This window comes from Microbacterium sp. PI-SA-G (assembly GCF_057215335.1).
Genome location: NZ_CM170103.1, coordinates 2,896,801 through 2,909,529 on the forward strand (window position 1 = coordinate 2,896,801; position 12,729 = coordinate 2,909,529).

The 12,729-nt window shown below is 69.9% G+C and carries 10 protein-coding genes and 1 tRNA gene; 8 read left to right on the forward strand and 3 right to left on the reverse strand.

The features are described from left to right. Window positions 1–25 precede the first annotated feature (25 nt). The 5 genes from AC2D10_RS14220 (at window position 26) to cydC (ending at window position 6,576) form a co-directional block, all read left to right on the forward strand. Complete coding sequence (locus AC2D10_RS14220; protein ID WP_484708610.1) at window positions 26–670, forward strand: helix-turn-helix domain-containing protein; 645 nt, start codon at window positions 26–28, stop codon at window positions 668–670. A gap of 90 nt (window positions 671–760) precedes the next feature. Further along, entirely contained in the window at window positions 761–2,176 is a 1,416-nt protein-coding gene (locus AC2D10_RS14225; RefSeq protein ID WP_484708611.1) for a cytochrome ubiquinol oxidase subunit I, read from the forward strand. A 16-nt stretch (window positions 2,177–2,192) separates the two neighbouring features. Further along, a complete protein-coding gene (cydB, locus tag AC2D10_RS14230; protein WP_484708612.1) occupies window positions 2,193–3,221 on the forward strand; it encodes a cytochrome d ubiquinol oxidase subunit II in 1,029 nt (342 codons plus the stop codon). Next, entirely contained in the window at window positions 3,218–4,882 is a 1,665-nt protein-coding gene (gene cydD / locus AC2D10_RS14235) for a thiol reductant ABC exporter subunit CydD (protein WP_484708613.1), read from the forward strand. The genes cydB and cydD overlap by 4 nt, the downstream gene beginning before the upstream one ends. Further along, complete coding sequence (cydC, locus tag AC2D10_RS14240) at window positions 4,879–6,576, forward strand: thiol reductant ABC exporter subunit CydC (protein WP_484708614.1); 1,698 nt, start codon at window positions 4,879–4,881, stop codon at window positions 6,574–6,576. Before cydD ends, cydC begins: the two co-directional genes overlap by 4 nt. Window positions 6,577–6,682: 106 nt before the next feature. Here cydC and AC2D10_RS14245 read toward each other — a convergent pair whose 3' ends face one another. Continuing rightward, window positions 6,683–7,459, reverse strand: coding sequence for a hypothetical protein (locus tag AC2D10_RS14245; protein WP_484708615.1), 777 nt, complete (start codon window positions 7,457–7,459; stop codon window positions 6,683–6,685). A 144-nt stretch (window positions 7,460–7,603) separates the two neighbouring features. Between AC2D10_RS14245 and AC2D10_RS14250 the strand changes: the two genes are divergently transcribed. Continuing rightward, a tRNA-Ser gene (locus AC2D10_RS14250) sits at window positions 7,604–7,694 on the forward strand. 78 nt (window positions 7,695–7,772) lie between these two features. On the opposite strand, the gene AC2D10_RS14255 is transcribed toward AC2D10_RS14250, so the two are convergent. After that, on the reverse strand, window positions 7,773–9,110 hold the full coding sequence (locus tag AC2D10_RS14255) for a D-alanyl-D-alanine carboxypeptidase family protein (RefSeq protein WP_484708617.1): 1,338 nt from the start codon (window positions 9,108–9,110) through the stop codon (window positions 7,773–7,775). A gap of 175 nt (window positions 9,111–9,285) precedes the next feature. Here AC2D10_RS14255 and AC2D10_RS14260 point away from each other — a divergent pair, with 175 nt between their 5' ends. Further along, window positions 9,286–10,518, forward strand: a complete 1,233-nt coding sequence (locus AC2D10_RS14260; RefSeq protein ID WP_484708619.1) for an ATP-binding protein — start codon at window positions 9,286–9,288, stop codon at window positions 10,516–10,518. On the opposite strand, the gene AC2D10_RS14265 is transcribed toward AC2D10_RS14260, so the two are convergent. Beyond that, on the reverse strand, window positions 10,488–11,738 hold the full coding sequence (locus tag AC2D10_RS14265) for a sensor histidine kinase (RefSeq protein WP_484708620.1): 1,251 nt from the start codon (window positions 11,736–11,738) through the stop codon (window positions 10,488–10,490). The two genes, AC2D10_RS14260 and AC2D10_RS14265, sit on opposite strands and share 31 nt — an antisense overlap. 248 nt (window positions 11,739–11,986) lie before the next feature. Here AC2D10_RS14265 and AC2D10_RS14270 point away from each other — a divergent pair, with 248 nt between their 5' ends. Further along, the gene (locus tag AC2D10_RS14270) at window positions 11,987–12,637 is read left to right on the forward strand and encodes a response regulator (protein WP_484708622.1); all 651 of its coding nucleotides are present in this window, start codon (window positions 11,987–11,989) and stop codon (window positions 12,635–12,637) included. Window positions 12,638–12,729 lie beyond the last annotated feature (92 nt).

The following is a 12,729-nucleotide window of genomic DNA, read 5'->3' on the forward strand; positions in this document are numbered from 1 at the left end:
CAGGACCCCCGGGGATAATGGAGACATGGCCAATGGCGGGCCCGTCTGCGGGCCGATCTCCTCGTTCTCTCGGGTGCGTCTCCTGCACGCGCTCTTCGAGGGCAGCACCGCGGAGACCCGCCCCGAGCGCACGCTCGGCGAGCTGTGCGAGGCCACCGGACTGCACGCCAACACGGTGCGCGAGCACCTGCAGCGGCTGATCGAGGGCGGCTACGTCATTCCCGCCACCGAGCACCGCACCACCCGTGGCCGCCCGCGCACGCTGTACCGCGCGGCGACCGGAGCAGCCGACGCCTCCAGCCCCATCGCTCGTGACAAGGTCAGTGCGGCCGCCCGCCGCGGAGACCTGTTGCGTCGCGTGGCGCCGGGCGCGGCATCCGTCCTCGGTCGCGACGCGACCTACCAGCTGGACGCCCTGATCGAACACTTGGAGGAGAGCGGCTTTGAGCCCGTCGTCGACGACGAGCAGCTGACAGTCGATCTCAGCCCCTGCCCGCACGCCGCGGGCCGCCCCGAAGACCGTCCGATGCTGTGCACCGTGCACCTGGGCCTCATGCAGGGGGTGCTCACCGAAGCCGGTGGGCCGCTCGCCGCCGAGGCCGTGCGTACCACCGCCCTCCCGGCGGACTGCACCGTGCAGCTGCGACAGACGGAGATGACCGCCGCCTAGGCGATCGTCGTTCACCCACGGCCTGCGTCCCGACGACGCTGACAGGCCGATGTTCGGCGTGACCTCACGCCGAGGAACAGGAGTGGCCCCATGGAATGGCTCGACCCGCTGATGCTGTCGCGGTGGCAGTTCGGTCTGACCACCGTGTACCACTACCTGTTCGTGCCCCTGACGATCGGCATGGCGCTGGTCGCCGCGATCTTCCAGACCGCATGGGTGCGCACCGCCAAGGTGCAGTACCTGCACCTGACCCGCTTCTTCGGCAAGATCTTCCTGATCAACTTCGCCATGGGCGTGGTCACCGGCATCGTGCAGGAGTTCCAGTTCGGCATGAACTGGTCGGACTACTCGCGCTTCGTCGGCGACGTGTTCGGCGCCCCGCTTGCCTTCGAGGGACTGCTGGCCTTCTTCTTCGAGGCGACGTTCATCGGGCTCTGGATCTTCGGGTGGGACAAGCTGCCGCAGAAGCTGCACCTCGCCACGATCTGGTGCGTCTCGATCGGCAGCATCCTCTCGGCGTACTTCATCATCGCCGCCAATGCGTTCATGCAGAACCCGGTCGGCTACATCTACAACCCCGAGACGAACCGCGCCGAGCTCACCGACTTCTGGGCGCTGCTGACGAACCCGGTCGCGCTCGCCGCCTTCCCGCACACGATCTTCGGCGCGCTGATGTTCGCCGCCGGAGTCATCATCTCGGTGTCGGCGTGGCACCTCGCTCGCGGGCAGCACCACGACACGATGCGCATCTCGCTGAAGTTCGGCCTGTGGGCGATGCTCGTCTCGACGGCGGGCGTGATGCTCACCGGCGACCAGCTCGGACTCGCGATGTACGACGCGCAGCCCATGAAGATGGCCGCGGCCGAGGCGACCTTCAACACCGTCTGCGGGTACGACGCCTCGTTCAGCGTGTTCACCCTCGGCACGCCCGACGGCAGCTCGGAGCTCTTCTCGATCCGCGTGCCGTACCTGCTCTCCGTGCTGTCGACGCACTCCTTCGACGCCTGCGTGCACGGCATCAACGACCTCAACGCGGAGTACACGCAGACCTTCGCCGACACCGGGATCAGCGACTTCGCACCGATCCTCTGGATCACGTACTGGGCGTTCCGCTGGATGATCGGCCTGGGCATGGCCGCCGCACTCGTCGCCGTGATCGGACTGTGGCTGACCCGCAAGAACGCCAAGCGGGAGCCCGCGCCGTGGATGTGGAAGCTCGCGATCTGGTCGTTCCCGCTCGCGCTGTTCGCCAACATCATGGGCTGGGTCTTCACCGAGATGGGCCGGCAGCCGTGGATCGTGTTCGGGCTCATGACCACGCAGGACGGCGTCTCGCCGGGCGTCTCGGGCCTCGAGGTGCTGATCTCCCTGATCGCGTTCACCGCGATCTACGCCAGCCTCGCCGTCGTGGAGATCCGCCTCATCGTCAAGGCCGCCCAGAAGGGGCCGGACACCGCCGAGCAACCACACGACGAGACGGCCCAGCTGCCGTCGGTCGTCTACTGAGAGAGGACGTCGCATCATGGATCTCGCCACGCTCTGGTTCTGGATCGTCGCCTTCTTCTTCGTCGGCTACTTCGTGCTCGACGGCTTCGACTTCGGCGTCGGGATGTCGCTGCCGTTCCTCGGCAAGGACGACGTGTCGCGTCGCCAGGTGATCAACACGATCGGCCCGGTCTGGGACCTCAACGAGACCTGGGTGATCGTCGCCGGCGCCGTGCTGTTCGCCTCGTTCCCCGAGTGGTACGCCACCCTGTTCAGCGGGTTCTACCTGCCGCTGCTGCTGATCCTGCTCGCGCTGATCCTGCGCGGCGTCTCGTTCGAGTACCGGCATCAGCGGGAGTCGGCGGCGTGGAAGCGCGGCTTCGACCGGATGATCGTGATCGGCTCGGCCGTGCCCGCCTTCCTCTGGGGCGTCGCGTTCGGCAACATCGTGCAGGGCGTCGCGCTGGATGAGAACCACATCTACGTGGGCGGCTTCTTCGCGCTGCTCAACCCCTATGCGCTGCTGGTCGGCGCCACGACGCTGCTGCTGTTCTTCCTGCACGGCGTGCTGTTCGTCGCGCTGAAGACCGACGGAGCGGTGCACGCCGACGCGCGCCGCCTCGCCGCCCGCATCGCGGTGCCCGTCGTGCTCGCCGCCGCCGGAACCGTGGTGTGGACAGTGCTGCTCGCGATGCAGCGCGAGGCGCCGCTGCTGTGGCTCGTGATGGGCACGGGTGCCGCCGCGGCGGTCAGCCTGCTCGCGGCGGTGTGGATGTCGCTGCGCGGACGCGACGGACGGGCGTTCTTCGCCGGCATGCTCACGGTGCTGTTCGCCGTGGTGATGCTGTTCTCGGCGCTGTTCCCGTACGTGATGCCGTCGACCATCGACCCGGCGTACAGCCTCACGATCCAGAACGCCTCGAGCACCCCGTACACGCTGACCATCATGAGCTGGACGGCCGTGATCGCGCTTCCGCTCGTGCTCGCGTACCAGAGTTGGACATACTGGGTGTTCCGCAAGCGGGTCACCCGCGCATCGATCGAGGGGGCACCGGCGCACGCGTGAAACCCGTCGACCCGAGACTGCTGCGATACGCGCGTGCCGCGAGGGGCTTCCTCGCGGCATCGGCGCTGATCGGCGTGGTGCAGACCGCGGTGACCGTCGCCTTCGCCTGGCTGCTGACCGACGCCGTCACCGGAGCGCTTGCCGGCCGCGACGTCACGGCGACCCTGCTGACACTGCTCGCGGTGGCGCTGCTGCGCGGAGTGCTGATCGCCGCCTCCGATGCCGCGGGCACCCGCGCCGCCGCCCGGACCGGGATGCAGCTGCGCGCGGCGCTGATCCGCGCGATCGGCGTGCTCGGACCCGGCTGGCTCGCCGACCGCAACCGCACCGCGCTCGCGGTCACCGCCGGGCACGGGCTCGAGGCGCTCGACTCGTACTTCGCGCGGTACATTCCGCAACTCGTGCTGACCGTGATCGCGACACCGGTGCTGCTGGTCGTGATGTGGTGGCAGGACTGGCCGAGCGGACTGACCGCGGCGATCACGCTGCCGCTGATCCCGCTGTTCCTCATCCTGATCGGCATGGCCACCCGCACGGTGCAGCAGAAGCAGTGGCAGACGCTGCAGCGGCTCGCCGTGCGCTTCGCCGACACCGTGCAGGGGCTCGCGACGCTGCGGCTGTTCGGTCGCGAGCAGCGGGCCGCCGACCGGATCGAATCGACGTCGGACGACTACCGCCGCGAGACGATGAAGGTGCTGCGATTCTCGTTCCTGTCGGGGTTCGCGATGGAGCTGCTGGCCTCGCTTGCGGTCGCGCTGATCGCGGTGGCGGTCGGCTTCCGGCTGCTGTCGGGCGACCTGTCGCTCGAGGTCGGGTTGTTCGTGCTGCTGCTGGCGCCCGAGGCGTTCCTGCCGATCCGCCAGGTCGGGGTGCAGTTCCACGCTGCGGCAGAGGGCGTCGCGGCGACGGAGGACATCTTCGCGGTGCTCGATGAGGCGGGGAGCCGGGGGTCTGCCGTTCACAATTCAGCAGAAACGCGTGCGGATGGCCGGTTCGGGGGCTCGGAGGCGGCGGACGGCGGCGTTCTTGCTGAATTGCGAACGCCCGGGGCGGCGCTCGTCGTCGAAGATCTGCGCGTGCGCGACCTGCCGACCGTGTCGTTCCGCGCTGAACCCGGCACGATCACGCTGATCGAGGGGCCGAGCGGCGGGGGCAAGTCGAGCCTGCTGGCGGCGTTGCGTGGCGCTGCCGAGTTCTCGGGCGAGGCGCTGTTCGACGGCGCCGATGTGCGCGCGCTCGATCCGGCCGCATGGCTCGCGTGGGCCGGCCAGAACCCGGGACTGTTGCGCGGGACGATCGCGGCGAACGTGGCGCTCGGGGATGCGGAACCCGATGCCGAGCGGGTGCGTGCGGCGCTGCACGACGCCTGCGCCGAAGGGCTGGATGCCGCGCTCGAACTCGGTGTGCAGGGGAGCGGGCTCTCGGGCGGACAGGCGCAGCGCGTCGCCGTCGCCCGGGCGCTGTACCGGCACGCGGGTGATCCGCGCCGCGTGCTGCTGCTCGACGAGCCCTCGAGCGCGCTCGACCCCGAGACCGAGGCGCGCCTGTGGCGGTCGCTCCGACAGCGGGCGGATGCCGGCGCGCTGATCGTGCTCGTCTCGCACCGCCGGACGGCGCGGGAGATCGCCGATCACGTCGTGACGCTGGGGGTGAGCGTATGACCCGTCCGGGTGGTGCGGACGCCCGGGGCGCGCGGGCGACGCGCGTCGTTGAGGTGCTGCGGCTGGCGCAGCCGCCCGTACGCCGGTTCCTGCCGGGGCTGGTGTGGGGCGTGCTGTCGGCCGCAGCCGCGGTGAGTCTGCTCGCCGTGAGCGGATGGCTGATCGTGAGCGCCTCGATCGTCGACTCACTCGTTCCGCTCTCGATCGCCGTCGTCGGGGTGCGATTCTTCGCGGTCTCGCGAGCGGTGACCCGATACCTCGAACGCCTCAGCGGGCACGACGCGGCGCTCCGGCAGCTGGCATCCACCCGCGCCGACATGGTGCGCCGGCTCATCCCGCTGTCGCCGGCCGGGCTCGGGTCGACCGACCGCGGCCACGTGCTCTCGGCTCTCGTGGACGACGTCGACAATCTGCAGAACCTGCCGCTGCGCGTGGTGCAGCCGCTCGCGGTCGCCGGGGTCGTCGTGCTCGGGGCCGTCGGCTTCATCGCGTTCGTCTCGCCCGTCGCCGCCCTCGCGCTCGCCGCCTGCCTGGTCGTCGCCGCGGCTGCGGCGATCGGCATGGGGTGGCTGTTCGGATCCCGCGCCGAGGCGCAGGTGTCGGCCCGCCGCGCGGAGCTGTCGGCGGCGCTCGTCGACTACATCGGCACGCTCGACGTGCTGCTCGCGTACGGCGCCGAGGAGCAGGCGCGGGCGCGGGTGACCGACGCGGATGCCGCGCTCCGCCGCGTCGTGACCCGAGCCTCGCTCGCGCAGGCCGTCGCAGCGGGTGTACTTTCGGCGGTCGCGGGGGCGGCATCGGTGTGGGCGCTCGCCGCCACAGCTCCCGGACTCGCCACGGGCGCGATCGACGGTCCGTGGCTGGCCGTGGTCGTGCTGGTGCCCATGGTCGTGTTCGAGGTCTTCGGCGCGGTGCCGGTGGCCGCGGCATCCTGGCGCAGTGTGCGCGCGAGCGCCGAGCGCATCGTCGACGTGCTGCCCGAGCGGATGCCGGCGGAGCTGCGGCCCGACGCCGGGGGAGAGGCGCTCGCGGGGCTCGGCTCGGGCACCCCCGGGCTGCGACTGCGCGATGCGCGGGCGACATGGCCGGGCGGCGTGCCGGCGCTCCGCGGGGTCGACCTCGAGCTGCAGCCGGGGGAGCGCGTGCTCGTGTCGGGGCCGAGCGGGTCGGGCAAGAGCTCGCTCGCGGCGGTGCTCGTGGGGTTCCTGCGCGTCGACGGCGAGTACACGCTTGGCGGCGTGGATGCTGCTGCGCTCTCGGGACCCGCGCTGCGTGGCGTGGTGGGGCTGTGCGAGCAGAGCCCACAGCTGTTCGACGAGGACATCCGCCAGAACCTGCTGTTCGCGCGCGACACCGCGACCGACGCCGAGCTGCTCGACGTGCTCGACCGGGTCGGGCTCGGGGCGTGGGTGCGTGCGCGGGGCGGGCTCGATGCGCGGGTCGGCGACCGTGGCGCGCTGGTGTCGGGCGGGCAAGCACAGCGCATCGCGCTGGCCAGGGCACTGCTGCGCGGGTTCCCGGTGCTCGTGCTCGATGAGCCGACCGCGGGCGTCGATCCGGACGCGTCCGAGGCGCTGCTGCGTGACCTGTTGCACGCGGCGGGGGAGCAGTCGGTGCTGCTCGTCTCGCACGTCGAGCCCCCCGCAGGCACGGTCGATCGCGTCGTGCGGCTGGAGCGCGGACGGACGGTCTGACGCGCCGCCGCGGCCCCGCCACTGCGCGGCGCTGGGTGAGAGGTCAAGAACGGTCGCGTGGAGGCTGCGGGACGCGGCAGCGAGTGACCCCTCAGGCCGAGAAGGATCAGCTGTAGAGCGGGGTCGGGGGCTCCATCACGATGCCCTGCGCCTCGAACGCGCGGCGGCGCTCCTCGATGCGGCGGTGCATCTCGACCTGCGCCTGGTCCACGAACTCCGGGTCGAGCGCCACGGTCGGCGGGTGCTGGTCGCCGTGGTTCGCGGCGATGTAGGCGTCGAGCTCCGGGCCGGAGGTCCACGACGTGATGAGGGCGTAGCGCGGGGCGCTGCCACGGTGCCACACCGCGTGCCAGAAGCGCTGCGTGTCGACGATGATGCGTGAGCCCGCGCCGAGCGGCAGGCGGATCTCGGTCGCCGGATCGAACCGGTCTGCCCGGAGGATCAGCATCGACTCCGTGTCATCCGTCAGGTTGAAGAACCCGCGCACCACCCAGCCGCTTCCCTCATCGTTGAGGCGGTTGTTGTCGTCCTGGTGCAGGTTGTAGATCGCGTCGGCGTACTCGTTCGGCTGCAGCTCGATCACGCGGCACCGGCCCACGTCGACGCCCGGCTCAAGGGCGCGGCGCTGCAGGACCGGCGCGAGCGCCACCTGCGACGGCACCCAGACCCCGGCCTTGTCGGTGCGCGGCGGGGTGTGGTTCCAGAATCCGTTGCACTCCACGGCGCCGGCATAGCTGGCGAGCGGCGCGAAACGGGTGATGCCCGACGAGCGCCAACCGACGTACTCGAGGTCGAGCCATTCGACGGGGTCTCGCGACTGGTCGTGGTCGTCGAGGACGACGTATCCGGTCTCGGCGAGTGCTGCGGAGGTGACGTAACCCATCGTGGAGCATCCTTCCGTCGGGTGCTGAGGCCATCCTAATTCGAACCCCGTCGCGGGCGCTCTCGCCGGCACCGTGCAAATGGGTCAGCGCGCAGGCGGCGCCCCGATTCGCGCGTCGGCCCGCTCTCGCGTAAGCTGTTCCGCGGTGACGTGTCCGAGCGGCCGAAGGTGCAACTCTCGAAAAGTTGTGTAGGGTAACCCCCTACCGTGGGTTCAAATCCCACCGTCACCGCCATGGAAACCCCCTCCTCGTGAGGGGGTTTTTCCGTATCCGGGGTGGGGCGTGGCGCATCGCTCGGGACGCGAGCTGTGATCAGTCCCCGGCATCCATCCAGGAGTCGAGCTCGGAGGGGTGGGTGAGGCGCCACCACGAGGTGGGTGGGTCGATGTTCCCCGTGATCGTCACGGGAGCGGTGACGGTGTTCGGGCCGGCTGTCCAGGTGACGCTTCCGACGACCGTGCCGTCGCGGTAGGTGGGCGGGGTCTCGATGTCCATCGTCACCTCGATCGGCGTATCCGACCAGGTGAGGATCGACGGGCTCTCCGCGATGACGAGCGTGGCGGTGGATCCCCAGGGCGTCGAGATCGACCCGACCTCCTGGCCATCGGTCGCGACGGGCACCGGGTGGAAACCGGAGCGGATGCTTTCGAGTGTGGCGATCACGGTGGCGTTCACCGAGTCGCGTGTCGGTCCCCCGAGGACCACGCCGGTGACCGCGAGCGGGTCGGCCGCACCCACGTCGAGTGTGGCCGTGTACAGCAGGCTGTGTGTGCCCTCGCCCAGGTTCCCGGTCTTCAGTCCCGTGATCCCGGCGGTGCCGAGGAGGCCGTTGGTGTTGTTCAGCTGGCCGGCGCCGGGGATCGAGACCGATGGGGTCGCGACGATCTGCGCGATCGCCGGATGCGCGGCGGCGAGCTTCGCGATGGCCAGCAGGTCGGCGGGCGTGCTCGTGTTGCGCGGACTGATGCCCGTGGGCTCCGTGATGGTCGTTCCGGTGAGCCCGTGGGATGCGAGCCAGTCGCCCGTCGCGCCGAGGAACGCGTTCTGCGATCCGAAGATCCGTGTGGACAGCGCCTCGGCGTAGTTGCTGGCGGAGGGGATGAGCATGGCGGCCAGGGCATCACGGAGCGACATCGAGGTACCGGCGGGCATCGGAGCGATGGTCGCGCCCTGCACGTAGTACTCGTCGTAGAGATCGTGGTCGGACTCGCCGAAGGTGATGGTCGGTCCGGGGTCATCGGCGGAGGCGAGCGGCGCCGCATCGAGGATCACGAGTGCGGTGATGATCTTGGTGATGCTCGCGATGGGGAGCGGTTCGCCCGTTCCCGTCGCCGACCATATCCCGCTCGCGCCCTCGCCCAGATAGGCGTCGGCGCCGGCGATGCTGATCGCTGTTGCCGCCGCCGGGGGTGTGGCGATCGCAGCTGCGTCGCCGACCGGGGCCTGCGGTGTGCGCGTGGTCACCACCGGCGGATTCACCGGTGCCGTGAGGGCCCACCCGATGTAGCCGCCGGTCACGGCCAGCAGCAGGACGATGCAGACGGCGGTGATGATGAGCCCTCGTCGCCGGCGTCGTCTGCGCACCGCGGGATCGATCCGATCCCCGCTGAACTCCTGCTCGTGCGCCAAGAGCTCCGCGAAATCAGACAAGCCATCCGCCGACCGATCGCGAGCCGTCATCGAGAGCCCCTCATCGCGCCCCACCTGTCGCTCGTGATCCTCAGGAAAGGCCATCATCGCGGATGTCCACAGCTTCCGGTATCGGCCTTTCGGCGGACACGTTGATAACATTATCAAGATCGCGATCACTGATAACCTTATCGTCATGCGTGACGCTCTCGACAATCCGTTCAGCCCCGGGTCTGACACGATCCCGGAGGTCTGGGCCGGGCGCACCGAACAGTTGAGCGATTGGCGGTACGTGGTGCGTCCGCGCCGGCTCGCAGGCCTTCCCGAACGCGGCCGAACCATCCTGGGCGAGCCCGGTCTGGGGAAGTCCACCCTCGTCCGGCGCATCGCTCAGGAGGCGAGCCGGGCGGGCGACTGGGTCACGCCTCAACTGCGAATCCCGGCGGGTGCTGATCCGCTCAAGCTCGTGGCCGAGGCCGTGCTCGCACTTGCAGCCGACGCGGGGCTTCCCGCGTCTCGTGAGAAGCGCATCGGCGACGCGATCGCTCGTGTGCAGGCGGTCGCCGTCTCGGGTATCGCCCTCACCCTCCGTGGTGCCGAGGGGCGCGAGCCGTATGCGGCCCTCACCGATCTGCTGGTCGAAGTGGGTCTGGCCGCGATCGCGCGGGGGTCGGTGATCGCGCTGATCCACGTCGACGAGATCCAGAACATCACGGACGAGAAGGCGCTCTCGCAGCTGCTCATCGCGTTCGGCGATGCGCTCACGCACGAGGTGGAGATCGAGGTGCCCGGCGGCGCGCGGGTCCGTCGCTCGTTGCCGATCGCGGTCTATCTCACCGGTCTGCCGGACTTCGAGGACATGGCCGGCGCCCGGAAGGGCGCCACCTTCGCGCGCCGTTTCAAGACCACCACCCTTTCGGCCATCGACGACGAGGATCTTGCAGAGGCGCTGCAGGAGTTCGTCCTCGACGGCTGGGAGGTGCCGGACGGCGAGGGCGGCTCCGCCCGGGTGCGGATGGAGCCCGATGCGGCCGCACTCATCGCCGGCCTCTGCCGCGGTGAGCCCTTCCTGTTCCAACTGGCCGGCGAGCAGGCGTGGTACGCCGGAACGACCCCGACGATCACGGCGCAGCAGGTGCGGCGTGGCTGGCGAGGCGCCCAGCGCGAGGCGACCGCTCACGTCGAACGGATCCTCGAGCGACTTCCCACTCGTGAGCGCCAGCTCCTCCAGGCGATGGCTGAACTGCCCGCGGCCGAACGCACCGCCACACGCATCGCCCAGGCCATGGGGTTCTCGAAAGTGACGGACGTCGGACCCACCGCTCAGCGTCTCGACACCGTGCGCGGCATCATCGACCGCGGCAAGCCCTACTCGTTCCGGCATCGCGCGGTCGAGGCCTACCTCACCAGCGACTGGCCCAACGCCTGACGACCCGCCGGCACGGTCGCGCGAAGAATCCATCCGTCCGCCGTCTTCTCCGACTCCAGCTGCCCCTCGCACTGCGCGAGCCGTTGCCGAGCACGCCTCAGGCCGCGCCCGCCCAGCGACCCGGAACCCTGCTCGGATGCGGCGGCGGGACCGACGTTGGTCACGACGAGCTGGATGATCTCGGAGCCGTCGAGCACCTCGATGGATGCCGACTGCGACGTCGGCGCGTGCTTGATGATGTTCGTGACCGCCTCGATCATCGTCTCGGTGAGAGCCCGCTCCGTCGCAGGCTCCACGTCGATCGCGAGGCTCGGCGTCGAGACGTGCGTGGGGATCCCGGCGTCCTGCAGGAGTGACCCCAGGGCGGCGGCAGCCTGCACGACCTTGCCGTCGTAGCGGCTGGAATGGACGTGCGGGCCTTCGGTCGCGGTGTCACGCATGAGCGAGAGGAGCGAATGGATGCTCTGCAGCGCCTGTCCGGCGGACGCCTCGATCGTGGCGAGCGACACCTCGCGCGCGGCGTCGTCGGGCTGCAGCGGCAGCGCCCGCGCATGGAAGAGGATGAGCGTGAGGTCGTGCGCGATGCCGTCGTGGAGCTCATCGGCGATGCGCTCCTGGTCCTCGCGGGCGATCGCCTCGAGGTCACCGGCGATGCGAGCCCGTTCCGCGACGAGGAAAGCCTCGCGCGCGGCCACCAGGCGGAACGCGACGCCTGCGAGGAACGCGATCACCGCGATGCCCGTGATGCCGTAGATCCCGCCCGCCGCGAGGGTCGTGCTGTTGACGGAGATGTAGGTCGTCAACACGCCCAGCAGCAGCGCATGCACGACGATCACCCACGGCGCACACGTCGCCGCGACCAGGCCGAGGGCGACGGCGAGTTCGAGCAGGTCTCCGCCGCTTCCGGTGAAGAGGATCCCCACGGAGGTGATGAGCATGACGATGACGGCGGCGGTCATCGGATGCCAGGCGAACGCGGCGAGCCCGACGGAGAACGCGATGGAGAGCAGGTCGTTCCGCGTGAACTCCTCACCGGCGACGATGAACCCGATCGAGACGACCAGCAGCACGCCGACGACCAGGAGCAGCAGCAGACGAGCGACCGGGTGCAGGGAGCGTTGCGACCAGAACGCCTGCGAGCGCAGCATCCGTCCGACAGAGGCGCGGGCGGCGAAGAGCGGTTCGCGGCCCGCGCGCGGGCCGACGATCGATTCAGCCACAGATACCCAGGACCCGGCAGAGCCAGTCCCCGATGTCGGCGTTCGACTCCGCGATGACGCGGGTGAGCACGTCGACACCGTGCATGACGATGAGTCCCACGCTGGTCTCCTTCACTCGGGCTGCGACCGGCACGAGATGACCGGCACCGCGAAATCCTGGCTCCACCCTACGAGGCATGCTCTCGTGGTCACGAAATCATGGCCCCAGGGCTAGAGATCAGAGCGGATCCCCGCGATACGGTGGGCGAGTGACTGAGGTCGTGCGCGTTCTCGTCGTCGACGACGAAGCTCTCGTCCGACACGCGCTGCGTGCGTTCATCGCCGACGACGATCGCGTCACGCTGGTCGGTGAGGCGACCGACGGCTCGGAGGTCGTGGAGGCGTGCAGGGCCGCGAGACCCGACGTCGTGCTGATGGACATCAAGATGCGCGAGGTCAGCGGCGTCGAGGCGACCCGGCTCGTGCTGGAGTGGAACCCGCGCTGCCGCGTCGTGGCACTCACGACCTTCACCACGGAGTGGCGCGCGCTCGAGGTGCTGCGCGCCGGAGCCTGCGGGTATCTCGTGAAGAACTCGACCCCGGGCCAGATCATCGACGCCATCGTCGCCGCCCACGCGGGCGATCGCATCGTCTCACCGGAGGTGCAGGAGAGGTTTGTGCGAGCGGCGATCGAAGCCGGTGACGTGCACTTCTCTGACGGGCCCACGCTGAGCGATCGCGAGCGACAGGTCATCGAGCTGATCGCGCAGGGGCTCTCCAACGCCGAGATCTCCGACGCGCTGCACTACGCCGAAGGCACGGTGAAGGCCGACATCCGCCACATCAACCATCTGTGGGGTGTCGAGAACCGCCTGCAGATCGTGCTGCGGGCGACAGAGCTCGGCATCATCACGCTCTGACCCGGCGGCGTCGTCGCGGGGGCCGCAGCGGTCCACGAAGGATCTGTAGCCCTGGGGCCACGAAGCACGTCGATGTCTTGCTCGCTCGCGCG

Excerpts from the sequence above, each read along its gene's own strand:
- AC2D10_RS14245 (WP_484708615.1), bottom strand. The coding sequence starts at position 7,459 with ATGGGTTACGTCACCTCCGCAGCACTCGCCGAGACCGGATACGTCGTC.
- cydB (WP_484708612.1), top strand. The coding sequence starts at position 2,193 with ATGGATCTCGCCACGCTCTGGTTCTGGATCGTCGCCTTCTTCTTCGTC.
- cydC (WP_484708614.1), top strand. The coding sequence starts at position 4,879 with ATGACCCGTCCGGGTGGTGCGGACGCCCGGGGCGCGCGGGCGACGCGC.
- AC2D10_RS14260 (WP_484708619.1), top strand. The coding sequence starts at position 9,286 with ATGCGTGACGCTCTCGACAATCCGTTCAGCCCCGGGTCTGACACGATC.
- AC2D10_RS14225 (WP_484708611.1), top strand. The coding sequence starts at position 761 with ATGGAATGGCTCGACCCGCTGATGCTGTCGCGGTGGCAGTTCGGTCTG.
- AC2D10_RS14220 (WP_484708610.1), top strand. The coding sequence starts at position 26 with ATGGCCAATGGCGGGCCCGTCTGCGGGCCGATCTCCTCGTTCTCTCGG.